The sequence below is a fragment of the Methylobacterium sp. WL6 genome (assembly GCF_008040095.1).
Lineage (GTDB): Bacteria > Pseudomonadota > Alphaproteobacteria > Rhizobiales > Beijerinckiaceae > Methylobacterium.
Map to the genome: position 1 here is coordinate 1 of NZ_VRVH01000059.1, position 22,252 is coordinate 22,252.

Annotated in this window: 20 protein-coding genes and 1 pseudogene; 13 read left to right on the plus strand and 8 right to left on the minus strand. The window is 71.8% G+C overall.

Going from position 1 to position 22,252, the window contains the following annotated elements:
- Both FV230_RS10790 and mfd read left to right on the plus strand, forming a co-directional pair.
- Positions 1-1,137, plus strand: a 1,137-nt coding sequence (locus FV230_RS10790; protein ID WP_147842378.1) for an FAD-dependent monooxygenase, incomplete at its 5' end; no start/stop codon positions are given.
- A 408-nt stretch (positions 1,138-1,545) separates the two neighbouring features.
- On the plus strand, positions 1,546-5,175 hold the full coding sequence (mfd, locus tag FV230_RS10795) for a transcription-repair coupling factor (protein WP_147842379.1): 3,630 nt from the start codon (positions 1,546-1,548) through the stop codon (positions 5,173-5,175).
- A gap of 7 nt (positions 5,176-5,182) precedes the next feature.
- Here the strand turns inward: mfd and FV230_RS10800 are convergent, their stop codons facing one another.
- A complete protein-coding gene (locus FV230_RS10800; RefSeq protein WP_147842380.1) occupies positions 5,183-6,487 on the minus strand; it encodes a patatin-like phospholipase family protein in 1,305 nt (434 codons plus the stop codon).
- A gap of 226 nt (positions 6,488-6,713) precedes the next feature.
- Between FV230_RS10800 and FV230_RS10805 the strand changes: the two genes are divergently transcribed.
- Positions 6,714-7,766: a CoA ester lyase gene (locus tag FV230_RS10805; RefSeq protein ID WP_147728376.1), complete on the plus strand. Its 1,053-nt coding sequence runs from the start codon at positions 6,714-6,716 to the stop codon at positions 7,764-7,766.
- Between the two features lie 111 nt (positions 7,767-7,877).
- Here FV230_RS10805 and FV230_RS10810 read toward each other — a convergent pair whose 3' ends face one another.
- On the minus strand, positions 7,878-8,897 hold the full coding sequence (locus FV230_RS10810) for a GlxA family transcriptional regulator (RefSeq protein WP_147842381.1): 1,020 nt from the start codon (positions 8,895-8,897) through the stop codon (positions 7,878-7,880).
- Positions 8,898-8,951: 54 nt separating this feature from the next.
- On the opposite strand from FV230_RS10810, the gene FV230_RS10815 reads away from it, so the two are divergent.
- Both FV230_RS10815 and hspQ read left to right on the plus strand, forming a co-directional pair.
- Positions 8,952-9,668 (plus strand): DJ-1/PfpI family protein, encoded by a 717-nt coding sequence (locus FV230_RS10815; protein ID WP_147842382.1) that lies wholly within the window; start codon positions 8,952-8,954, stop codon positions 9,666-9,668.
- Positions 9,669-9,802: 134 nt separating this feature from the next.
- The gene (hspQ, locus tag FV230_RS10820; RefSeq protein ID WP_147728590.1) at positions 9,803-10,156 is read left to right on the plus strand and encodes a heat shock protein HspQ; all 354 of its coding nucleotides are present in this window, start codon (positions 9,803-9,805) and stop codon (positions 10,154-10,156) included.
- A 46-nt stretch (positions 10,157-10,202) separates the two neighbouring features.
- Here hspQ and FV230_RS10825 read toward each other — a convergent pair whose 3' ends face one another.
- Positions 10,203-10,832, minus strand: a complete 630-nt coding sequence (locus FV230_RS10825; RefSeq protein ID WP_147842383.1) for a nicotinamidase — start codon at positions 10,830-10,832, stop codon at positions 10,203-10,205.
- 64 nt (positions 10,833-10,896) lie between these two features.
- Positions 10,897-11,871 (minus strand): quinone oxidoreductase, encoded by a 975-nt coding sequence (locus tag FV230_RS10830; protein ID WP_147842384.1) that lies wholly within the window; start codon positions 11,869-11,871, stop codon positions 10,897-10,899.
- A gap of 277 nt (positions 11,872-12,148) precedes the next feature.
- Between FV230_RS10830 and FV230_RS10835 the strand changes: the two genes are divergently transcribed.
- Entirely contained in the window at positions 12,149-12,427 is a 279-nt protein-coding gene (locus tag FV230_RS10835) for a hypothetical protein (RefSeq protein ID WP_147728587.1), read from the plus strand.
- A 1-nt stretch (position 12,428) separates the two neighbouring features.
- On the opposite strand, the gene FV230_RS10840 is transcribed toward FV230_RS10835, so the two are convergent.
- Together FV230_RS10840 and FV230_RS10845 are read right to left on the minus strand one after the other, a co-directional pair.
- Positions 12,429-13,187: a DUF502 domain-containing protein gene (locus FV230_RS10840; RefSeq protein ID WP_187274798.1), complete on the minus strand. Its 759-nt coding sequence runs from the start codon at positions 13,185-13,187 to the stop codon at positions 12,429-12,431.
- Between the two features lie 154 nt (positions 13,188-13,341).
- Positions 13,342-14,544 carry a PepSY-associated TM helix domain-containing protein gene (locus FV230_RS10845; RefSeq protein WP_147842386.1) on the minus strand — a complete coding sequence of 401 codons (1,203 nt, stop codon included), beginning with the start codon at positions 14,542-14,544 and terminating at the stop codon, positions 13,342-13,344.
- 374 nt (positions 14,545-14,918) lie between these two features.
- On the opposite strand from FV230_RS10845, the gene FV230_RS10850 reads away from it, so the two are divergent.
- From FV230_RS10850 to FV230_RS10875, 6 genes are all read left to right on the plus strand, one after another.
- The gene (locus FV230_RS10850; RefSeq protein ID WP_147727603.1) at positions 14,919-15,626 is read left to right on the plus strand and encodes a cell cycle transcriptional regulator TrcR; all 708 of its coding nucleotides are present in this window, start codon (positions 14,919-14,921) and stop codon (positions 15,624-15,626) included.
- A 338-nt stretch (positions 15,627-15,964) separates the two neighbouring features.
- Positions 15,965-17,689 carry a 30S ribosomal protein S1 gene (gene rpsA / locus FV230_RS10855; RefSeq protein ID WP_147727602.1) on the plus strand — a complete coding sequence of 575 codons (1,725 nt, stop codon included), beginning with the start codon at positions 15,965-15,967 and terminating at the stop codon, positions 17,687-17,689.
- A gap of 398 nt (positions 17,690-18,087) precedes the next feature.
- Complete coding sequence (sppA, locus tag FV230_RS10860; protein WP_147842387.1) at positions 18,088-19,071, plus strand: signal peptide peptidase SppA; 984 nt, start codon at positions 18,088-18,090, stop codon at positions 19,069-19,071.
- 53 nt (positions 19,072-19,124) lie between these two features.
- Positions 19,125-19,436, plus strand: coding sequence for an integration host factor subunit beta (gene ihfB, locus FV230_RS10865; RefSeq protein ID WP_147727600.1), 312 nt, complete (start codon positions 19,125-19,127; stop codon positions 19,434-19,436).
- A 103-nt stretch (positions 19,437-19,539) separates the two neighbouring features.
- Positions 19,540-19,896: a LapA family protein gene (locus FV230_RS10870; protein WP_147842388.1), complete on the plus strand. Its 357-nt coding sequence runs from the start codon at positions 19,540-19,542 to the stop codon at positions 19,894-19,896.
- Between the two features lie 23 nt (positions 19,897-19,919).
- Complete coding sequence (locus FV230_RS10875; protein WP_147842389.1) at positions 19,920-20,561, plus strand: phosphoribosylanthranilate isomerase; 642 nt, start codon at positions 19,920-19,922, stop codon at positions 20,559-20,561.
- A gap of 7 nt (positions 20,562-20,568) precedes the next feature.
- Here FV230_RS10875 and FV230_RS10880 read toward each other — a convergent pair whose 3' ends face one another.
- Together FV230_RS10880 and FV230_RS10885 are read right to left on the minus strand one after the other, a co-directional pair.
- The gene (locus tag FV230_RS10880) at positions 20,569-21,279 is read right to left on the minus strand and encodes a GNAT family protein (RefSeq protein ID WP_147842390.1); all 711 of its coding nucleotides are present in this window, start codon (positions 21,277-21,279) and stop codon (positions 20,569-20,571) included.
- Entirely contained in the window at positions 21,276-21,932 is a 657-nt protein-coding gene (locus FV230_RS10885) for an FMN-binding negative transcriptional regulator (protein ID WP_147842391.1), read from the minus strand. Before FV230_RS10885 ends, FV230_RS10880 begins: the two co-directional genes overlap by 4 nt.
- 90 nt (positions 21,933-22,022) lie before the next feature.
- On the opposite strand from FV230_RS10885, the pseudogene FV230_RS10890 reads away from it, so the two are divergent.
- A pseudogene (locus FV230_RS10890) lies at positions 22,023-22,252 on the plus strand (GntR family transcriptional regulator); the annotation flags it as partial.

The following is a 22,252-nucleotide window of genomic DNA, read 5'->3' on the forward strand; positions in this document are numbered from 1 at the left end:
GCGCTCGCCCGCGACGGCGTGCCCACGGCCCTGGTCGGACGCCATGCGCCCGTGGCCGACGGGCGCACCGTCGCCCTGCTCGACGGGTCCGTGCGCTTCCTCGCGGCGCTGAAGGCCTGGGGCGGCATCGCCCCGCAGGCCGGCCCGCTGGCGACGCTGCAGATCATCGACGACACCGGCAGCCTGTTCCGCCCCCCGCCCGCGCGCTTCCAGGCCGGCGAGATCGGGCTGGAAGCGTTCGGCTGGAACGTCGAGAGCCGGCTCCTGGTCGAGTCCCTGCGCCGGCAGGCACGCACCACCGAGAACCTCACGCTGTTCGAGAGCGATGCCGCGGAAGCCGTTCCGGGCGAAGAGGTTTCCGAGGTTCGGCTCGTCGATGGCGGCCGCGTCTCGGCGCAGCTCGTCGTCGCCGCGGACGGGGGGCGGTCGCCGTTGCGGAGCGCGAGCGGCATCCGGGTGCGGGACTGGTCCTACCCGCAATCCGCGATCACCACGATCCTCGCGCACGACCGCCCGCACGGCGACGTCTCGACCGAGTTCCACACCCGCGGAGGCCCCTTCACCCTGGTGCCGCTGCCGGGGAACCGCTCGAGCCTGGTCTGGGTCGCGGCCGAGGGCGTCGCGCGCCGGCTCGCCGCGCTCGACGACGCGGCGCTGGCCGAGGCGGTCACGCGCCAGGCGCAGGGCATGCTCGGGACGATGCGGATCGACGGCCCCCGCGGCCTAGTGCCGATGCGTGGCCTCTCCGTGGCGACCCCGACCGCCCACCGCCTCGCCCTGATCGGCGAGGCCGCCCACGTCTTCCCGCCGATCGGCGCGCAAGGCCTGAACCTCGGATTGCGGGATGCCGCCGCCCTTCGGGACGCGGTGCTCGGTGCCACCCGCGAGCGCCGCGATCCGGGCTCCCGCGCGGCGTTGTCCGGCTTCGCCCGCGCCCGCCGGCTCGACGCGGCGCTGCGATCCACGGCGGTCGACACGCTCAACCGGAGCCTGCTCGCCGACCTCGTGCCCGTCGACGCGCTGCGCGGCTTCGGCCTGCTGGCGATGAGCGCGATCGGGCCCTTGCGCCGCGCCGTGATGCGCGAGGGCGTCCTGCCGCGGCTCGGCGCACCCGAGCAGATGCGGGCCGCGCGCTGAACGGAAAAACTCCTTTTTACGTGTTGGTTGTCCCTGTCGGCTCGCGTTGGACATCAAGCGTTTCGGCGCGAAAATCGGGTGCGCGTCCCTCCGGCGATCCGCCCCTGCGACACCGGCATGCGGAGCACCGACCCGAGCCGCTCCGTGCCGGACCTATCGGCGCAAGAGCCGACGGGTCCGCATCGGGAAAAAACGATCGAAAATCGTTGATTACGAGTGGGTTGCCTCGAAAAGCTCATCCTCTGCATTCGTCCGGTCGGACCATGGCGGCCCGGGTCGGAGCGCCGCATCGTCGGATCGCCGCCTCCTGACACCCTGCCTTCCGGTCTATACATCCCGTCTCGCGGGCTTCACGTCCCGCCCCCGGGCATCGCCTGCCCGCCCGATTCGACGACGAACAGACACCCGATGGCCAAGCCCGCATCCAAGACGTCCGCATCCAAGACGCCCGCGCCCCCGGTCCCCACGCCGAAGGTTCAGACGGCGCGCTTCGCGCTTCCCAAGTCCGGGCCGCTGGCGCGGATCCGCGACGCATTCGCGCGCGGCGAGAGCCCGACGCTGGCCGGCGTCCCGGACGGGTTCGACGCCCTGGTGGTGGCCGACCTCGCGCGCGCCCTGAGCGCCGGCTTCGAGGGGCCGGCGGTGCTGGTCCACGTCGCCCGCGATTCCGGGCGCTCGGCGGCCTTCGTCAACGCCCTGAAGTTCGTCGCGCCCGAGATCGAGGCGATGAGCGTGCCGGCCTGGGATTGCCAGCCCTACGACCGGGTGTCGCCCAACGGCGCCACCGCGGCGCAGCGCATGACCGCGTTCTCGCGGCTGACGCGCACGCGCTCCTCGGAGGCCGCGCCCCGCATCGTCTGCACCACGGTCAACGCCCTGATCCAGCGCGTTCCGCCGATGAAGCGCATCGCCGTCGAGACCTTCTCCGTCGCCATCGGCAACGTCGTCTCGATGGACAAGGTCGTGGCCTGGGTCGAGGCCAACGGCTTCCTGCGCACCGGGACGGTGCGCGACACCGGCGAGTACGCCGTGCGCGGCGGCATCCTCGACCTGTCGCCGCCGGGGCTCCCGAACCCGATCCGCCTCGACTTCTTCGGCGACACGCTGGAATCGATCCGCGCCTTCGATCCGGAGACGCAGCGCACCGTCGGCCAGCTCCGCTCCCTCGATCTCGTGCCGATGAGCGAGGTCCAGCTCACCACCGAGACCATCCGGCGCTTCCGCCAGGGCTACGTCGCCAATTTCGGGGCCGCGACCCGCGACGACCGCCTCTACGAGACCGTGAGCGAGGGCCGGCGCTATGCCGGCCTCGAGCACTGGATGCCGCTGTTCTACGAATCCCTCGACACCCTGTTCGACTACGTCGCCGGGGTGCCGATGGTGTTCGAGCCGCAGATCGAGGATGCGGCCGCCGAGCGGCTGGCCCTGATCCAGGACTACTTCCAGGCTCGCGAAGGCGCGCGCAAGACCCCGCAATCGGGCGTCGCGCCCTACAAGCCGCTGCCGCCGCGCGCCCTCTACCTGACCCAGAACGAGCTGCGCGACCGGATCGCGGCCTGCTCCGTCGCCCGGCTGACCCCGTTCGCGGTGCCCGAGGGCGGAGCCGGCGGCCCGGCCATCGATTGCGGCGCCGAGCCCGGCCGCACCTTCGCCGCCGAGCGCGCAAGCGAGGCGGCGAGCGTCTTCGACGCGGCGGTGGCGCATGTGAAGGACCTTCAGGGATCCGGTCATCACGTGATCCTCGGATCCTGGTCCGAGGGCTCGCGCGACCGGCTCTGCGGCGTGCTCGCCGACCACGGCCTCAGGAAGCCGATGGCGATCTCGCGCCTGTCGGACGTCTACGCGCTGAAGCGCGGCACCGACGTCGCCGTCGCGGTCTGGGGCCTCGAATCGGGCTTCACCGCCGGCCAGCTCGCCGTGATCTCGGAAGGCGACATCCTCGGCGACCGGCTGGTGCGCCAGAAGCGGAAGTCCAAGCGCCCGCAGGACGTCATCCTGGAGGTGCAGGCGCTTCAGCCCGGCGACCTCGTCGTGCACGCCGACCACGGCATCGGCCGGTTCGTCGGCCTGAAGACGGTGACGGCGGCCGGCGCCCCGCACGATTGCCTGGAGCTGCAATACGCCACCGGCCTGCTGCTGCTGCCGGTGGAGAACATCGAGCTCCTGACCCGCTACGGCTCCGAGGATTCCGAGGTGGCGCTGGACCGCCTCGGCGGCGCCGGCTGGCAGGCCCGCAAGGCGCGGATGAAGAAGCGCATCCTCGAGATGGCCGGCGAGCTCATCAAGGTCGCCGCCCAGCGCTTCGTGCGGCAGGCGCCGCGGCTGGTGCCGCCCGAGGGCCTCTACGGCGAGTTCGCCGCCCGCTTCGCCTTCGAGGAGACCGAGGACCAGGCCAACGCGATCGAGGCGGTGCTCTCGGACCTCAACGAGGGCCGCCCGATGGACCGGCTCGTCTGCGGCGACGTCGGCTTCGGCAAGACCGAGGTGGCGCTCCGCGCCGCCTTCGCCGCCGCGATCTCCGGGCGGCAGGTGGCGGTGGTGGTGCCGACCACCCTGCTCGCGCGCCAGCACTTCCGCACCTTCGCCGAGCGCTTCAAGGGCCTGCCGATCCAGGTGGCGCAGCTGTCGCGCTTCGTCGGCGCGGCCGAGATGAAGCAGACCCGCGCCGGGCTCGCCGACGGCACCGTCGACATCGTGGTCGGCACCCATGCGGTGCTGGCCAAGACCATCGCCTTCAAGGACCTCGGCCTGATCATCGTCGACGAGGAGCAGCATTTCGGCGTCAGCCACAAGGAGCGCCTGAAGGCGCTGCAGGCCGACGTGCACGTGCTGACGCTCTCGGCCACCCCGATCCCGCGGACGCTGCAGCTGGCGATGACGGGCGTGCGCGACCTCTCGATCATCGCGACCCCCCCGGTGGACCGCCTGGCGGTGCGCACCTTCGTGACGCCGTTCGATCCGCTGACCATCCGCGAGGCGCTGCTGCGCGAGCGCTACCGCGGCGGCCAGTCGTTCTACGTGGTGCCGCGGATCGAGGATCTGGCCGAGGTGAAGCGCTTCCTCGACACCGAGATGCCCGAGACCACGGTGGCGGTCGCCCACGGGCAGATGGCGGCGGGCCAGCTCGAGGACGTGATGACCGCGTTCTACGAGGGCAAGTACGACGTGCTGCTCTCGACCACGATCGTCGAATCCGGTCTCGACATCCCCACCGCCAACACGCTGATCGTCCACCGGGCCGACATGTTCGGCCTGGCCCAGCTCTACCAGCTCCGCGGCCGCGTCGGCCGCTCCAAGGCCCGCGCCTACGCCCTGTTCACGACGCCGGCCAACCGCACCCTGAGCGCCCAGGCCGAGCAGCGCCTCACCGTGCTGCAGACGCTCGACACGCTCGGCGCCGGCTTCCAGCTGGCCTCCCACGACCTCGACATCCGCGGCGCCGGCAACCTGCTCGGCGACGCGCAGTCCGGCCACATCAAGGAGGTCGGCTACGAGCTCTACCAGCAGATGCTGGAGGACGCGGTCACCGCGCTCAAGGCGGGCTACGAGGAGCCGGTGGAGGAGGCGTGGTCGCCGACCATCGCGCTCGGCGCCCCGGTCACCATCCCCGAGACCTATGTCGAGGATCTCGGCGTGCGGCTCGCCCTCTACCGCCGGCTCTCGACCCTGGAGAACGACGCCGAGATGGAGGGGTTCGGCGCCGAGCTGATCGACCGCTTCGGGCCGCTGCCGCCGGAGGTGGAGCAGCTGCTCAAGATCGTGACGATCAAGATCCTGTGCCTGGCCGCCAACATCGCCAAGGTCGAGGCCGGGCCGAAGGGCGTCGTGGTCCACTTCCGCGACAAGTCGTTCGCGAACCCGCAGGGGCTGGTCGCCTACGTCGCCGAGCAGGCCTCGTTCGCGAAGGTCCGGCCCGACATGAGCGTGGTCTTCATCCGCGAGCTCGACTCGATCCCGGCCCGGCTCAAGACCGCGACGCAGGTGGTGCGGGCGCTGGCAGGGATCGCCGAGCGCGGGGGGAAGAAGAAGGCGGCGTAAGCGCCGCTCAGCGCGTCGCCAGGGCCTGCGAGGCGTCCGGTCGCGATGCGTCCAGGCGCGGCGTCGCCGGCTGCGGGGCCTTCGGATGCAGCGCGCCGAGCGAGCCGGTCGGCAGGTTCGACGAGCCTTCGGCCAGCGCCTCCGGTCCGCCGAAGGCCGTGCCCTCCTGGCCGAGCTTCTCCGCGTGGGCGAACAGCGCCTTCATGTAGCGCTGGTCGAACGGGGCCGGCGAGGTGTCGGTGAAGCGGTCGTCGATCTCGGCGACCTTCAGGTCGATGGATTCGCGGCGGGCGAAGGCGTCGGCCAGCGCCAGGGCGTCGCGCGTCTGCGCCTTGATCGCCGACGACATCGCCCGGCCGAGCACCGAGAGCGTGGTGTGCGTCGCCATCTGGAAGTACGGCGCGAGCTTGTTGTTGACGACGAGGTAGACCGTCCGGGCCGGGATCCTGACCCCGCCGGCACCCGTCTGCGCCGCGATCAGCGCCGGCTTCGGCGCGAGGAAGAACGGCGCCGTGGTGCCGCCGTCGACGTGCATCTCCTGGATCGTCTTGCCCTGGTTCGTCTTGCCGTCGACGGTCGTCGAGTCGATCGAGACGGGCGGGAACACGCCCGGCACGGCGGACGAGGCCAGCACGATCGACCGGAACAGGTTCAGCGCCTTGTCGTCGCCGATCGTCGCGATCGCACCCATGTCCCACAGCACAGGGCGCTCGGTGTCGAGCTCGGTGGTGGCGACCAGCAGGCGCCGGCCCTTGGCGTGCTCGGCGGCGATCGCCTTGAGCAGGCGCGGCGTCACCGCCTTCTCGATCCGGCGCTTGAGCGGCCAGGTGTCGGTCAGGGCCTCGGCGGAGCCGCCGAACTCGAACACGTCCGCCGCCGAGACCGTGGTGTAGGCCTCGCGCAGGGCGGCATCGCCGGCGGCACCGATGAAGGCGAAGGGGGCGATCAGGGCGCCCGTCGAGACGCCGGTGATCACGCCGAAGGCCGGGCGGCGCCCGCTCGCGCTCCAGCCGGAGAGGAGGCCCGCGGCGAAGGCGCCGTTCTTGCCGCCGCCGGACAGCACGAGCCAGGGGTCGGCCGCCGCGGACGCCCCGTCGATCAGCGCCTGGAAGGCCTGCCCGTCGTCGCCGGCGATGCGGATCGCGCCCTTCAGGGCGGCAGGACGCGCCGTCGCGATCTCGCCGGCGGTGAACGCCGTGCGCTCGGTGCGTTTGGCAGTATCCGATCCGGCACGGGAAAGGTCAGGCGCACCGATTCCAAGTGCGAGGATCGTCGCGCAAAGTGCGAGCTGACGCGTCTTCGAAGAGGGCATAGCCCGTTTCCCGATACCGATTGACCCGCCTCGGTTCGAAAACGCTGCGCCGTCCGCCGTGTTCCCGCAACCGGGCACGACCACCGAGCCGGCCGCGCCGTTCGTGCGGCAGCGCACCATGACGCTTGCCACGCGGATCGCTTTACGCCGGGCCTGTGCTTGCACTAACCGGACGAACCGGTCCGTCACGCCGACTCGGCAAGCCGACCTGCAACGAGGTTCTTCCATGAAACTGCCGCGCCGCTTCTTCCAGCCGCTCGCCGCCGGCGCGCCCGAGCCCTTCCGCGAGCTGCCGGTGCGGCTGGAGCGGATGATCCACTTCGTGCCGCCCCACAACGACAAGGTCCGCGCCCGCGTGCCGGAGCTCGCGCCGACCGTCGACGTCGTGCTCGGCAACCTCGAGGACGCGGTGCCGATGGACCAGAAGGAGGCGGCCCGGAAGGGCTTCGTCCAGATGGCGCAGGCGACCGACTTCGCGGCGACCGGCACCGGCCTGTGGAGCCGCATCAATGCCCTGAACTCGCCGTGGTTTCTCGACGACCTGTTCGAGCTCGTGGCCGCCGTCGGCTCGAAGCTCGACGTGGTGATGATCCCCAAGGTCGAGGGCCCGTGGGACATCCACTACGTCGACCAGCTGCTCGCCCAGCTCGAGGCGCGCCACGGCGTGACGAAGCCGATCCTGATCCACGCGATCCTGGAGACGGCCGAAGGCGTCGCCAACGTCGACGCCATCGCCTGCGCGTCGCCCCGCATGCACGGCATGAGCCTCGGCCCCGCCGACCTGGCGGCGTCCCGCGGCATGAAGACCACCCGCGTCGGCGGCGGCCACCCGGAATACCGCGTGATCGCCGACCCGGCCGGCGAGGGCGTCGCCCGCGCCTCCGCCCAGCAGGACCTCTGGCACTACACCATCGCGAAGATGGTCGACGCCTGCATGGCCAACGGCATCAAGGCCTTCTACGGCCCGTTCGGCGACTTCTCCGACGGCCCGGCCTGCGAGGTCCAGTTCCGCAACGCTTTCCTCATGGGCTGCGCCGGCGCCTGGACGCTGCATCCGAACCAGGTCGCCATCGCCAAGCGCGTCTTCGCCCCCGATCCGGACGAGGTCGCGTTCGCCGCCCGCATCGTCGCGGCGATGCCCGACGGCACCGGCGCGGTGATGCTCGACGGCAAGATGCAGGACGACGCCACCTGGAAGCAGGCCAAGGTCATCGTCGACCTGGCCAAGCTCGTGGCGGCCAAGGACCCGGAGCTGGCCGCGGTGTACAAGCTCGGCTGATGACCAGACCTCGATGAGCCCGACGCATCGAGGCTTGGCCCCCGCGACCGCGGGGCGGCGGTCCTCCGCCGGACCTCACGGGTTCTCGCCCATGAGGTCCGGCATGAGCCGTCACGGCCCGAACCGGCTTCGGTAATCCTGCGGCAGCGCAGCGACGAGCCGCAGGAAGCTGCGACGCATGGTTTCCTCCGAGCCGAAGCCGCAGGCCTGCGCGATGCGCTTCACCGGGCGCCTGGTCTCGGACAGCGCCCGTTGCGCCGCCTCCACCCGCAGGCGCTCCACCCCCTTGGCCGGCGTCAGCCCGGTCGCCGCGCGGTAGTGCCGGCCGAGGCTGCGCTCGCTCATGCCCGCCACCGCCGCCAGCGCCGGAAGCGAGAGGTCGCCGGCCAGGTTCTCCCGGATCCAGGCATGGAGGGCGTCGAACCGGTCGTCGCCGGCCTGGAGCGCGAGCGCCGCGCTGAACTGCGCCTGCCCGCCGGGGCGCTTGAGGAACATCACGAGATGGCGGGCGACGCCGAGCGCCAGCGCACGGCCGAGATCCTGTTCCACCAGCGCCAGCGCCAGGTCGATGCCGGCGGTGATCCCCGCCGAGGACCAGACCGGGCCGTCCTGCACGAAGATCGGGTCCGGCTCGACGCGCGCCAGCGGATAGAGCTCGGCGAGCCGCTCGCAATGGGCCCAGTGGGTGGCCGCCCGGCGCCTGTCGAGGAGCCCTGCCGCCCCGAGCAGGAAGGCGCCGGTGCAGACCGAGGCGACCCGCCGCGCCCGCGCCGCCCGCGCCCGCATCCAGTCGACGAGGTCCGCGTCGGCCGAGGCCGCGACGACGCCGGGGCCGCCGGCGACGATCAGCGTGTCGAGCGGGGCGTCGCGGTCGGACAGGGGGTCGACCGCCAGCCGCAGGCCCGCGGACGAGGTCAGCGCGCCGTCACCCCAGCCGACCACACGCGGCGCGTAGGGCCGCGAGCCCCGTGCCTGCTCGTTGGCCGTCGCGAAGACCTGCAGCGGACCGGCCACGTCGAGCAGTTGCACGGACGGAAAGGCCAGCACCTCGACGATGCGGGGCGATCCGGCATGGGTTCGAACGGTATGGGTTCGAGCGGCATCTGGCTGGAAACGAGGGTCGTCTGGCATCCCGGCCAGATCTTGAGGCCTTAGGGTGTCCCTGTCCACCACGGAGACCCCGCGATGATCCCCCCCGAGACCCACCTGCAGATCGGCTCGCTCCTGTTCGAGGGGCTGGACCAGATCGACCTCACCGGCCCGTTCGAGGTGCTGTCCCGCATCCCGAACGCGACCTACCGGATTTACGCCCCGACCGCCGAGAGCGTGCGCGACGTCCGCGGCCTGCGGCTCACCCCCGACGCGGCCTTGCCCGATGCGCCGCAGCTCGACGTGCTGCACGTGCCCGGCGGCTTCGGCCAGGAGGCGCTGATGCGGGACGAGGCCGTGCTCGGCTGGATCCGGCGGCAGGCGGGGGGAGCCGGGCACGTCTTCTCGGTCTGCACCGGCGCCCTGCTCCTCGGCGGTGCCGGGCTGCTGAGGGGGCGCCGGGCGACGACGCATTGGAGCGCCTTCGCGCTGCTGCCGTATTTCGGCGCGCAGCCCGTCGACCGGCGCGTCGTGGTCGACGGGTCGTGGGTGTTCGCGGCCGGCGTCACCGCGGGCATCGACGGCGCGCTGCGGCTCGCGGCCGAGCTGCGCGGCCCGGAGGTCGCCCAGGCGATCCAGCTCGGCATGGAATACGCCCCCGAGCCGCCCTTCGACAGCGGCACGCCGCGGACCGCCCCGGCCGCGATCCTCGAGCGGGCGCGCACCGGCGTCGCCGAGATCACCGCGCGGCGGGAGGCGACCGCACGCAGGATCGCCGCCGAGCTCGGGATCGCCCTCCCCGCCGGCGGGTGAGGCTCGCCTCGATCACGCCGGCCGCACGGGCGAGGCTGGCCCGCGACGCGGGTCGGTTCCGATGCACCGCCCCCCGGAACCCGGTGACAAGCCCGCCATCCGCGCCTATCTGATCCGTCATGATGGATCAGGCCATGACCGACCCGCGACCGACCGAATCGAGACTGCGCATCGCCAAGTTCGGGATCGGCGCGGTGGTGCGCCACCGGATCTACCCGTTCCGCGGCATCGTGTTCGATGTCGACCCGGTGTTCGACAACACCGAGGATTGGTGGCTGGCGATCCCCGAGGAGGCGCGTCCGCGCAAGGACCAGCCGTTCTACCACCTGCTCGCCGAGAACGCCGAGACCGAGTACGTCGCCTACGTCTCCGAGCAGAACCTGGTGCCCGACACCTCGGGCGAGAGCCTGCGCCACGCCGGCATCCCGGAGATGTTCGAGCGCGACCCCGGCGGCACCTACCGCATGCGCGACCGCACCGCGAACTGACCGTTTCGGGACGCGCGCCGTCCGGTGCTCCGAGCGGCTTCGTGGCCTACGATCCCGTGACGTCGGCGCTCGTCACCCTGCCGATTCCGGCGGCTTCCATCCGTGCCCAGGCGGCGGCGAGCGATCCGCCCTGGTCGATCGCCCGCGTCGCGTCCGCGACGACGGCGGCCGCGAAGCCTGCCGCGCGCGCATCGAGGGCGCTCCAGGCGACGCAGTAATCGGTGGCGAGCCCGCACAGGACCACGCGCCGGACGCCGCGCTCGCGCAGGTAGCCGGCGAGCCCCGTCGGCGTCCCGTCGGCCTCGACGAAGGCCGAGTAGCTGTCGACTCCAGGGCTCAGGCCCTTCCGCAGGACGAGGGCGGCGCCGGGCAGGTCGAGGCCGGGGGCGAGCCCCGCCCCGGCGCTGCCCTGCACGCAGTGGTCCGGCCACAGCACCTGCTCGCCGTAGGCCAGCCGCACCGTCTCGAACGGCGCCCGGCCCGGATGCGCGCTCGCGAACGAGACGTGCCCGGCCGGATGCCAGTCCTGCGTCAGCACCAGGGTCCGGAACCGCGCGGCCAGCGCCCGGATCGGCGCGACGACGGCGTCGCCGTCGGGCACCGCGAGCGCGCCGCCGGGCAGGAAGTCGTGCTGCACGTCGACGACGAGCAAGGCCTCGGCCGCGCCGACCGTCACGGGCGGCCCCCGGCTTCGGCGGAACGGCGTCCGCCCGGGATCCTCCGACCCGGCGATCCCGGGATCACGGGACCATCACCGTCGAGCCGGTGGTCTCGCGGCCGGCGAGGTCGCGGTGGACCTGCTGGGCCTCCGACAGCTTGTAGGTCCGGTTGACCGGGATCCTGACCGCCCCGCTCTGCACCACCGAGAACAGGTTCTTCGCCATCTCGGCCAGGATCTCCGGGCGGCTCGCGTAGGTGAACAGGGTCGGGCGCGTCACGTAGAGCGAGCCCTTGGCGGCGAGCAGGCCGAGGTCGAGCGCCTTGATCGGGCCGGAGGCGGAGCCGAAGCTCGCGAGCAGGCCGAGCGGGGCCAGCGAATCGAGCGAGCCCATCAGCGTGTCCTGCCCGACGCCGTCGTAGACCACCGGGACGCCCTTGCCGCCGGTGATCTCGCGGACGCGGGCCGCCACGTCCTCTTCGCGGTAGAGGATGACGTGGTCGCAGCCGTGGGCGCGGGCGAGCTCCGCCTTGTCGGCCGAGCCGGCGGTGCCGATGACGGTGGCGCCGAGGTGCTTGGCCCATTGGCAGGCGATCAGGCCGACGCCGCCGGCGGCCGCGTGCCACAGGATCGTGTCGCCCGGCTTCACCGCATAGGTCCGGTGCAGCAGGTACTCGGCGGTGAGCCCCTTCAGCATCATGCCGGCGGCGGTCGAATCGTCGATCCCGTCCGGCACGTGCACGGCGGCCGAGGCCGCGATCAGCGGCTCCTCGGCGTAGGTGCCCTCCCCCGATCCGGTGGCGACCCGGTCGCCGACCGAGAACCCGGTCACGCCCTCGCCGACCGCCGTCACCGTCCCGGCGACCTCCTTGCCCGGGGTGAACGGCAGCTGTGCCGCCTTGTAGGCGCCGGAGCGGAAGTAGATGTCGATGAAGTTGACGCCGATCGCGCCGGCGCGGATGCGGATCTGGCCGGGGCCGGGCTGCGGCGTCGGCACGTCCTCGTAGGCCATCACCTCGGGGCCGCCGTAATCCTGAACGCGTATCGCCTTCGGCATCGTCGTCGCCTCTTCCTCGCGTGAGATCGTGCTCGGCGAGATAAGGGACGGGGCGCCCGGCGCAATGGCTTCGATCGGGGCGGGCGATACAGAGCGGGGCGCGCATCCCGGCGCCGCGAGCAAATCATCGATCCGGTGAGGGAACGCGATCGGCCCGGACGCGGTTGAGAGGCCCACGTCGCCGAGTATGCCTTGCAGTGGCCATGTTTCAATCTTAACTGAACCTGAACGAAAGGCTGATTCGTTCAGGCCGTCACGGGAAAGATGGAGGACAGCGATGCTGACCGGACCGTTCCAACGCCTGCCGGGGTCTTCCGAGGGATGGCAGTCCCTCGCTCACGAGCCCTGGCTGCTGCCGATCTCCGACGCCGCCTCCGAGCAGGCTTCCGACGTGGGTATCGCGGTTCGCCGGGCCGCGCGGCCCCTCTGGATCGCCGCCAACGGCCTCTGCTTCGCCCTGGCGCTCCTGCTGGCCGCCGAGACCTCGACCGGCTGGATGAGCGGCAACCGCGTCGCGGCGACGCCGAAGACCGTCGTCACCGCCAGCGCCTCCTGAGTCAGACCGTTTCGCGACGCGGGGCGGCGCCTGCCGGCGGCGTCTCCCGCGACGTCTCGGGCGCGAGCCCCTGCGCCGTCCGCAGGGTCGCGGCCATGGCCTGAAGCCGGGCCTGCGGATCGTCCGGCTGGATGACGCCGGCCGACATCACCAGCTTGGCCGCATCGTCCACGCTCATCCCGACCTCGATGATGTCGGTGCGCGGCAGGTAGAAGAAGAACCCCGTGGTCGGGTTCGGCGCGCAGGGCAGGAACACGCCGACATAGTCGCTGCGGCCGTCCTCCCCTGCTTCTCCCTTGCCGCCGGGAAGCGCCGCCTGGACGTCGGGCGCGGCCGGCGCCGACAGGAACACCACCGACCAGGTTCCCTTCACCGGGAACTCGACGAGGCCGACCGTGCGGAACGAGGTTCCGTTGGCGGAGAACAGCGTCTCGAAGATCTGCCGCAGGCCCTTGTAGAGCCCCGAGATCACGGGCGTGCGCGCCAGCAGCACCTCGCCGAACTCGATCACGCTGCGCCCGACGAGGTTCGCCGTGAGGAAGCCGAGCAGGGTCACCGCCACGAAGGCGATGAGCATGCCCAGCCCCGGGATCGAGAACGGCAGGTAATGGTCCGGCAGGTAGCTCGCCGGCACCAGCGGCTTCACGAACCCGTCGATCAGCGTGATGATCCACCACGTGATGTAGGCGGTGATCGCCAGCGGCCCCGCGACGATGATGCCGGTGAGGAAGTACGTCCGCAGCCGTCCGCGCGCGCTCACGCGGGGGCGGGGGCCCGCGGGGTCCGGCTCGGGCGTCGGCAGCGTGGTCGGCGGTCTCACGGAAACCAGGGCAGCCCCCGAAGGCAAGGTCGCGAAGGCACGATGCCGGGCACGGCTCCGGTGCCCTCAGACCTACTCCCTCCGCCGGCCCGTCTCAAGGCCGCGGTTCGGCGACGAGACCGGGGCCGCGCGGCGCCGACCGTCGCGCGGCCCCGGCACGCCGGCGCAGGACGTAGAGCACGAGGCCGGTGATCGCGAGCAGCGGCATCATGAGCGCGGCGAGGCAGAAGGCCAGGGCGAAGACCCCACCGAAGAAGCGCCCGCGATGGACCTCGAGCATGGACTCGGCGATCTGCCGGCCGAGCGCCTCGTCGGAGAAGCGCACGCGCGAGAGGCGGGTGCCGGTCGCGGCGTCGAAGGTCGATTCGTTGCGCGCCTTCGGGGCGTTGGACGCCGCGGCGATCCAGCGGATGCGGATCCGCGTCGCGTCGCGCCCCGGCAGCGTCACGGTCGCGAGCGCCGCCGACGCGCCCTCCTCCGCCCGGAACGCGGCCCAGGCCCTGTCCAGGGCGAGCGGGTTTTCGGTGCTCCCGACCGGGCTCGCCTCGCCTTGCCTCTCTCCCGCCTTGCGCCCGGCCGCGCGGTCCGCGCGCGCCTCGGGCGCCTTGCCCGTGAGGAGCCGGGTCGCGGCCGACCTGTACGGCTCGTAGGACCACCACAGCCCCGTCAGCGCGATCACGGCGTAGACCGGCAGCAGCCAGGTGCCGGCGACGGCGTGGAGCGACCAGTAGCGCGGGCGCCCCGGCCGGCGCAGGCTCGGCCTCAGCCAGATCCGCCAGGCGTGGACCTTGGGCCAGCGCAGGTACAGGCCGGTGGCGAGGAACGCGAGCAGCGCCACCGCCGCCGCCCCGGTGATCGTCCGACCCCAGCCCCTGCCCTCCCCGGGCAGGAGCAGCCACCGGTGCAGGCCGCGGATCGTCGCGAAGGTCGCCTCGCCGCGGATCTCGCCGCGCAGCGTGCCGTCGTAGGGATCGAGGTAGACCGAGGGCGGCCGCGCGCCGGACGTGTCGTCGGCGAAGCGCACGCGGGGGACGATCGCCGGGTCGCCGGCGATCGTCAGCGTGCTCACCCTGAGGCCCGGGCGCTGCGCGCCGAGTCGCGCGACCAGCGCCTCCGGGCCGAGATGCGGCCGGTCCAGGACCGCGATCCGCGCACGGTCGGCATTGGCGAGATCGACGATGGCCTCCTCGTAGCTCATCATCGCGCCGGTGACGCCGACCACGGCGAGGACGAGACCGGCGGTGAGGCCGAGCGCCCAGTGCAGGCGGAACAGGACGGTGCGGAGGGGGACGGGCATCGCGGGCGGTACGTCATGAGAACGACGCGAAGTCAAGTCTTCCGGCGGAACCCCGATATTCTCGACGCCGAATTACTGCAATTCAGGGTAGTGTCCCCTCGCGTTGCTTGCCCGGCCATGGTCGAACGCCCCGAAACCCTTCGCCCGACACGGACGGACCGGAGGGCCGGGGCCGGTTCTTCGACCCGGCGCCGCCCGACGATCGCCCGGTCGCAGGCCGTAGAGTCGATTGCGCCCTCCGGCGGCCCCGCGTATACAGGGTCATTCCCCTTTTGAATGCGTGAGACGGGACTTTCGGATCGAGCGGTCCGGAGCCTGCGGACCGATGCCCGGCCCCGTCCGTCCACGCGTCGGTTTTGGAGCCCGTGCGAAACATGACCCAGGGTCCGCTGATGCCCAAGGCGACCGCCGTCTGGCTGGTCGAGAACACCTCGCTCGCCTTCGAGCAGATCGCCGATTTCTGCAAGCTGCACCCGCTGGAGGTGAAGGGCATCGCCGACGGCGAGGTCGCCGCCGGGATCAAGGGCTTCGATCCGATCACCGCGGGCCAGCTCACCCGCGACGAGATCGAGAAGGCGCAGAAGTCGCCGGCCTACAAGCTCAAGGTCGCGGTCTCGAAGGTGAAGCTGCCCGAGGTCAAGCGCACCACCAAGGGGCCGCGCTACACCCCGCTGTCGCGCCGCCAGGACCGCCCGAACGCGATCCTCTGGCTGCTGCGCAACCACCCCGAGCTGAAGGACGCGCAGGTGATCCGGCTCGTGGGCACCACCAAGTCGACGATCCAGCAGATCCGCGAGCGCTCGCACTGGAATTCCGGCTCGCTGCAGCCGATGGACCCGGTGACGCTCGGCCTGTGCACCCAGATCGACCTCGACTTCGAGGTCCAGCGCGCCGCCAAGGACCGGCCGGCCGCGCTCGCCGCCGATTCGGGAGCCTCGCTCCTGCCGACCGAGGTCTCCACCCGCGACGAGGCGCCCGAGGCCGACGAGCACCGCCACGGCGGCCGCGAGGAGCGGATCAACGCCGATTCGGTCTTCGCCAAGCTCAAGGGCGTCCGCCCGGCGGACGACGACGAAGACTAGATCGTACCCGGGGGGCTCAAGTCTCCGGACCGAAGGCGTGGGCCTGCTTCGAAGGAAGCGGGCCCATTTTCATGCCGACATCCGTTTCTGTTGAACTTCAGGGCCCGTTGCTGTAAAGAGCCGGCGTCCTTCCGGGCCGACCGCACGCGCGTGTTCTCGTGTTGCGCCGCGCCGCCCCGGGACGACCGCCCTCGGACACCGTACGAACGCGTCGGCAAGCCGATCCCATTTTCGGATCGGTCGCTCCCCCATCCGGAGCGGCAGCGGCAACGGGGGCGTTCGCAACACGAGCCGCCGACGTGAGGGCATCCCTTGAGGGAGCCCGTTCAGGAGACAGAATGACTGCTGGTACCGCTCTGCAGCGCGACGCCTACCGCGACGACTTCGCGGCGCTGCTCGAGGAATCGTTCCTCCAACACGAGATCACCGAAGGCTCCGTCGTCAAGGGTCGCGTCGTCGCGATCGAGAAGGACGTCGCGGTCATCGACATCGGCGCCAAGACCGAGGGTCGCGTCGCCCTCAAGGAATTCAACGGCCCCGGCCGCGAGGGCGAGCTCGCCGTCGGCGACGAGGTCGAGGTCTACGTCGACCGCATCGAGAACGCGCTCGGCGAGGCCGTCATCTCGCGCGACAAGGCGCGCCGTGAGGAGTCGTGGGTCAAGCTCGAGAAGGCCTTCGAGGCCAACGAGCGCGTCTCCGGCACGATCTTCAACCAGGTCAAGGGCGGCTACACCGTCGACCTCGACGGCGCCGTGGCGTTCCTGCCGCGCTCCCAGGTCGACATCCGCCCGGTCCGCGACGTGACCCCGCTGCTCGGCACCCCGCAGCCGTTCCAGATCCTCAAGATGGATCGCCGCCGCGGCAACATCGTCGTCTCGCGCCGCACCGTCCTCGAGGAGAGCCGCGCCGAGCAGCGCTCCGAGCTGGTGGCCAACCTCGAGGAGGGTCAGGTCATCGACGGCGTCGTCAAGAACATCACCGAGTACGGTGCGTTCGTGGATCTGGGCGGCATCGACGGCCTGCTCCACGTCACCGACATGGCGTGGCGCCGCGTGAACCATCCGTCCGAGGTCGTGACCATCGGCCAGACGGTCAAGGTCAAGATCATCAAGATCAACCACGAGACCCACCGCATCTCGCTCGGCATCAAGCAGCTGCTCGCCGATCCGTGGGAGGGCATCGCCCAGCGCTATCCGGTCGACGCCAAGCTCAAGGGCCGCGTCACCAACATCACCGACTACGGCGCCTTCGTGGAGCTCGAGCCGGGGATCGAGGGCCTGATCCACGTCTCCGAGATGAGCTGGACCAAGAAGAACGTCCACCCCGGGAAGATCGTCTCCACCTCGCAGGAAGTGGAAGTGCAGATCCTCGAGGTCGATCCGGTCAAGCGCCGCATCTCGCTCGGCCTCAAGCAGACCCTGCAGAACCCGTGGGAGGCCTTCAACGAGAAGCATCCCGTCGGCTCCGAGGTCGAGGGCGAGGTCAAGAACAAGACCGAGTTCGGCCTGTTCATCGGCCTGGAAGGCGACGTCGACGGCATGGTCCACCTGTCGGACCTCGACTGGAACCGTCCCGGCGAGCAGGTGATCGAGGAGTTCAAGAAGGGCGACATGGTCAAGGCGCAGGTTCTCGACGTCGACGTCGAGAAGGAGCGCATCTCGCTCGGCATCAAGCAGATCGGCGGCGACCCCTTCGCGGAGGCCGGCGACGTCAAGAAGGGTCAGATCGTCACCTGCGAGGTCGTCGAGGTGAAGGATTCGGGCATTGAGGTGAAGATCGTCGACACCGACATGTCGACCTTCATCCGCCGCGCCGAGCTCGCCCGCGACCGCGGCGACCAGCGCCCCGAGCGCTTCGCCGCCGGCGAGAAGTTCGACGCCCGCGTCATCCAGTTCGACCGCAAGGCGCGCCGCGTCCAGCTGTCGATCAAGGCGCTGGAAGTCGCCGAGGAGAAGGAGGCGATGGCCCAGTTCGGCTCCGCCGATTCGGGTGCCTCGCTCGGCGACATCCTCGGTGCGGCCTTCAAGAAGGCCCGCACCAGCGACGACGTCGAGGAGAAGTAGTCCGGTCCAGGCCGGCCGCCCGGTCCATCCGGGCGGCCCTCAGGTCCCGGTCGATCGAAGGCCCGCGCCGGACACCCGTCCGGCGCGGGCCTTTCGTTTGGCGGGGCAAGACAATCCGGCGGCCCATGACAGGCGCGGCGCAACCGCAAGGCGATGCGGTTTTGGCCCCCTGCGCCCCTTGCCGGTCCGTGTCCGGCAGGGCTAGAACACCGCTCGCGGGCAACCGCCCGGCGCCCACGAGCTCAAGCCTGCCAAGGACTTGGTCTGTACCGCTGCCTAAGGTGCGGACCGCGTCGCGGCACGTGAGCCTCGTGCGCCCTGCCCCGGGCATCGGTCTGCGGGTGGGCTGAGAACCGGCCGGCCCGCGCGGCCGGGACCGTGAGGGAGCAGACCATCGCATGGCAGCCGACGCCGAACTCCTGATCGACCGGCGGCGGCTGCGCCGCAAGCTGTCCCTGTGGCGCGTCGTCGGCATCGGCGGCCTCGTCGTCGCCGTCGGCGCGGTCGGCCTGCGGGTCCGCGCCGGAACGGAGGGCGGGCTGTTCGGTGCGGTGAAGCCGCAGATCGCCCGCATCTCGATCTCGGGCTTCATCTCCGGCAGCGAGGCCACCGCCAAGCTGATGAAGCGGGTCGGCGAATCCGCCGCCGTCGAGGGCGTGGTGGTCTCGATCAACTCGCCCGGCGGCACCACCACCGGCTCCGAGGAGCTGTTCCGCAACCTGCGGGCGCTGGCCGAGAAGAAGCCGATCGTCGCCTTCGTCGACGGCACCGCGGCCTCGGGCGCCTACATCACCGCGATCGCCGCCGACCACATCGTCGCGCGCGAGACCTCGCTCGTCGGCTCGATCGGCGTGCTGTTCCAGTATCCGGACGTGTCGGGGCTGCTCGACAAGGTCGGCGTGAAGGTCGAATCGGTGAAGTCCTCGCCGCTCAAGGCCGAGCCGTCGGGCTTCACCCCGACCTCGCCGGAGGCGCGCGCCGCCCTCGCGGCGGTGGTCGGCGACACCTACGCCTGGTTCAAGAACCTCGTGGCCGAGCGGCGCGGGATGGACGGCGCCCAGGTCGCCACGGTCTCCGACGGCCGGGTGTTCAGCGGCCGCCAGAGCGTGCCGCTGAAGCTCGTGGACGAGCTCGGCAGCGAGCGGCAGGCGATCGCCTGGCTCGAGAGCGCGCGCAAGGTGCCCAAGAACCTGCCGGTGACCGACTGGAAGCCGGCTTCCGGCCAGGGCTTCGGCCTGTTCTCGGCGCTCGGCCTCGGTGCCGACCTCCTCGGGCTCGACGGCCTGTCCGCCCGGTTGGCCGAGGCCGGGGCCGAGGCGGGGGCCGTCACCCGGGGCGGCATGCTCGTGCTGTGGCGCCCGAGCCCGTCCGCCGCGCCCTGATCGGTGCGATCCATCAGGATTCGCGCCCCGGAACTTCGAGAAGACCAGACGCCATGATCAAGTCGGAGCTCGTCCTCAAGATCGCCGAGCAGAACCCGCACCTCTACCAGCGGGACGTCGAGACGCTGGTCAACGCGATCCTCGACACGATCGCCGACGCGCTGGCACGGGGCGACCGGGTCGAGCTGCGCGGCTTCGGCGCGTTCTCGGTGAAGCGCCGGGATGCGCGCCGCGGGCGCAACCCGCGCACGGGTGCGGCCGTTGCCGTGTCGGAAAAGGCCATCCCCGTGTTCAAGACCGGCAAGGAGATGCGCCTGCGCCTCAACGCGGCCGGGATCGGCGAGAGCCAGTCCGCGGCCGAGTAGGGCGCCGCGGGATGCCGGGCGGCCGCGTCGCCGCCGGTGCGGCGGATCGCGGATGGCCCCTCGGGCCATCCGCAGCACGGTTAAGAACGGTTCGGAGAGATCGATGGTCCGCTTCCTCAAGAGTCTGGTGCTGCTGCCCATCGCGGTCCTGGTGATCCTGCTCGCGGTCGCCAACCGCGATCCCGTCCGCCTCTCGCTCGATCCGTTCTCGCCCGATCCGGTGTTCAGCGTGACGCTGCCCCTCTACGCGATCCTGTTCGGCGCCGTGGCGCTCGGCATCGTCGTCGGCGGCATCTTTGCCTGGCTCGGGCAGGGCAAGGCGCGCCGCCAGGTCCGCCACCGCGGCCGCGAGATCCGCCGGCTCGAAGGCGAGACCGAGCGGCTGAAGGCCTACGCCCCGCCGGAGCCCGGCACCGCCCTGACGCTGCCGGGGCGGACCGCGCTGCCGGCCCCGCGCTGACGCGCGATTCCGGTTCTCGGGCCATGTTGATTCGCGTCAAGATCTGCGGCCTGAGCACGCCCGAGACGCTGGCCGCCGCACTGGAATCCGGGGCCGACTGGATCGGCCTCGTGCGGTTCGAAAAGAGCCCGCGCCATGTCGGCCTCGACACGGCCCGCGCCCTCTCCGAGCAGGCCCGCGGCAGGGCCGAGCGCGTCGTGCTGCTGGTCGATCCGGACGATGCCGCGCTTGCCGCCGCGATGGAGGCGATCGATCCCGACCTGATCCAGCTGCACGGCTCCGAGACCCCGGAGCGCGTCGGCGAAATCCGCCGCCTCGCCGGCCGCCCGGTGATGAAGGCCATCGGCGTCGCGACCCGCGCCGACCTCGATCGGATCGCGGCCTACGCCGTCGCCGACCGCCTGCTCCTCGACGCCAAGCCGCCGCCCGGAGCCGCGCTGCCCGGCGGCAACGGCCGCGCCTTCGATTGGGATCTGCTCGCCGGGGCGGACCTTCCCGCCGGCTGGATGCTGTCGGGCGGCCTCGACGCGGTCAGCGTCGCCGCGGCGCTCGCCCGCACCGGCGCCACCGCGGTCGACGTCTCCTCGGGCGTCGAGGCGGGCCCGGGCGTGAAGGATCCCGACCGCATCGCCGCCTTCGTCAGGGCGGCCCGCGCGGGGGGCTGAGCCGGGATCAGCCCGCTCGCAGATCAGCGAGGGATCGCCGCTGCCGCCCGTCTTCGAAAAAGTTGTCGGGGGCGAGCCAGGCCCCGAACGCCGCCCTCACCCGGGGCCACTCGGCGTCGGTGACCGAGAACCAGGCGGTGTCGCGCGAGCGGCCCTTCACCACGACGGCGTTGCGGAAGACGCCCTCGAAGGTGAAGCCGTAGCGCAGGGCCGCCGCGCGCGAGGGCGCGTTGAGGGCGTCGCACTTCCACTCGTAGCGGCGGTATCCGAGCTCGTCGAAGGCGCGGGCCATCATCAGGGCCATGGCCTCGGTCGCGGCGGGCCGCCGCACCAGCAGGGCCGAGAAGTGCAGGTGCCCGACCTCGATGACGCCGTTGGCCGGATCGATGCGCAGGTACGACGCGATCCCGACCGCCCGGCCGGTGCCGGCATCGACGACCGCGTGGAACAGCGGGTCGGCGCCGGCCGCCATCGCCGCCAGCTCGGCCCGGTAGGCCCCCTCCGTCTCCGGCAGGGTGTTGCCGAGATAGGTCCAGCCCCGCCGGTCCGGCGCCGCGGAGAAGGCCGAGAAAAGGTCGGCGCCATGGCGCTCCGCATCGAGCGGCTCGACCCGGCAGGTGCGTCCCTGCATCGCCTCCCGCGGCGGCAGCGGGCGCGGGCGCCAGTCGGGCAGGGCCGGCCCGATCGGCTGGCCGAAGCTGTTCTCGCGCGCGCTCATCGTCCGCTCCGTTCCTGCACCAGGTCGGCCATGTGTGCTGACATGTCCGCCGCCATATCCTCCCGGCCGCCCGCCGCGCGAAAACCCGCGACCACGCCGGCGCGGTCGGCCTCCGGCCGGTTCTGGCTGAGCTTCCACTTGCCGGCGATGCGCGCGACCGGGATCTCGATCCCGACGATGCCCTTCACCTGCGCGTCGGTGAAGGGTCTGGGCGCGTCGTCCACCGACCAGGGCTCGGGCCGCGACGCCTCGCGCTGGTCGGTGAGTTCGGCGATCTGGCGGCGGAGCCAGTCGGGGTCGTCGACCACAAGCGGCCGACCCCAGGCGTGGACGGTGGCGTAGTTCCAGGTCGGCACCACCTTCCCGGTCTCGCGCTTGGTCGCGTACCAGGACGGGGTGACGTAGCCCTGGGGACCCTGGAACACCACGAGGCATTCCGCGACCTGCGCCAGCTCGCGCCATTGCGGGTTGGCCCGCGCCAGGTGCGCGCGCAGCGTCCCCCGTTCGGACGCCGCGCCGTCGATCAGGAACGGGATCGGGTTCGCCATCAGGCCCCCCGGACCGGCGGTGACCAGGAGCCCGAGGGGATGGGCGCGGATCAGGGCATGCTGCGCCCCGAGGTCGTCCTCTCGGAAATGCGGTGGCTGGTACATCGCGGCGCTCCGGACCGGTGGAGGCCCGTGCTTGACCGATCTCCGGTCCAGGCAAAAGATCCGGTTTCACGCAAGCGACTGGACCACTTCGTGCGCAAGGACCCGGAGAGGGAAACGGCGGGGGCGAGCCCTCCCGGGGACGCGAGCGCCCTCCCCCTCGTGCTCGATCTCGCGCCCGGCGGGGCGCTGCCGCTGCAGGCGCGCATCGGCGACGCGCTTCGCCGGGCGATCCTGGAACGCCGGATCGCCCGCGGCGCCCGCCTTCCCGGCTCGCGGGCGCTGGCCGAGGATCTCGGATGCGCCCGCGAGCCGGGAAGGCG

What these genes read in the sequence shown, in the direction of transcription:
- FV230_RS10830 (WP_147842384.1), bottom strand. Translation starts at nt 11,871, where the DNA reads ATGCCGAAGGCGATACGCGTTCAGGATTACGGCGGCCCCGAGGTGATG.
- FV230_RS10880 (WP_147842390.1), bottom strand. Translation starts at nt 21,279, where the DNA reads ATGAGCGCGCGCGAGAACAGCTTCGGCCAGCCGATCGGGCCGGCCCTG.
- mfd (WP_147842379.1), top strand. Translation starts at nt 1,546, where the DNA reads ATGGCCAAGCCCGCATCCAAGACGTCCGCATCCAAGACGCCCGCGCCC.
- FV230_RS10845 (WP_147842386.1), bottom strand. Translation starts at nt 14,544, where the DNA reads ATGCCCGTCCCCCTCCGCACCGTCCTGTTCCGCCTGCACTGGGCGCTC.
- hspQ (WP_147728590.1), top strand. Translation starts at nt 9,803, where the DNA reads ATGACCGACCCGCGACCGACCGAATCGAGACTGCGCATCGCCAAGTTC.
- FV230_RS10875 (WP_147842389.1), top strand. Translation starts at nt 19,920, where the DNA reads ATGTTGATTCGCGTCAAGATCTGCGGCCTGAGCACGCCCGAGACGCTG.
- FV230_RS10800 (WP_147842380.1), bottom strand. Translation starts at nt 6,487, where the DNA reads ATGCCCTCTTCGAAGACGCGTCAGCTCGCACTTTGCGCGACGATCCTC.
- FV230_RS10835 (WP_147728587.1), top strand. Translation starts at nt 12,149, where the DNA reads ATGCTGACCGGACCGTTCCAACGCCTGCCGGGGTCTTCCGAGGGATGG.
- FV230_RS10885 (WP_147842391.1), bottom strand. Translation starts at nt 21,932, where the DNA reads ATGTACCAGCCACCGCATTTCCGAGAGGACGACCTCGGGGCGCAGCAT.
- FV230_RS10805 (WP_147728376.1), top strand. Translation starts at nt 6,714, where the DNA reads ATGAAACTGCCGCGCCGCTTCTTCCAGCCGCTCGCCGCCGGCGCGCCC.
- FV230_RS10870 (WP_147842388.1), top strand. Translation starts at nt 19,540, where the DNA reads ATGGTCCGCTTCCTCAAGAGTCTGGTGCTGCTGCCCATCGCGGTCCTG.
- rpsA (WP_147727602.1), top strand. Translation starts at nt 15,965, where the DNA reads ATGACTGCTGGTACCGCTCTGCAGCGCGACGCCTACCGCGACGACTTC.
- ihfB (WP_147727600.1), top strand. Translation starts at nt 19,125, where the DNA reads ATGATCAAGTCGGAGCTCGTCCTCAAGATCGCCGAGCAGAACCCGCAC.
- FV230_RS10815 (WP_147842382.1), top strand. Translation starts at nt 8,952, where the DNA reads ATGATCCCCCCCGAGACCCACCTGCAGATCGGCTCGCTCCTGTTCGAG.
- sppA (WP_147842387.1), top strand. Translation starts at nt 18,088, where the DNA reads ATGGCAGCCGACGCCGAACTCCTGATCGACCGGCGGCGGCTGCGCCGC.
- FV230_RS10810 (WP_147842381.1), bottom strand. Translation starts at nt 8,897, where the DNA reads ATGCCAGACGACCCTCGTTTCCAGCCAGATGCCGCTCGAACCCATACC.
- FV230_RS10850 (WP_147727603.1), top strand. Translation starts at nt 14,919, where the DNA reads ATGACCCAGGGTCCGCTGATGCCCAAGGCGACCGCCGTCTGGCTGGTC.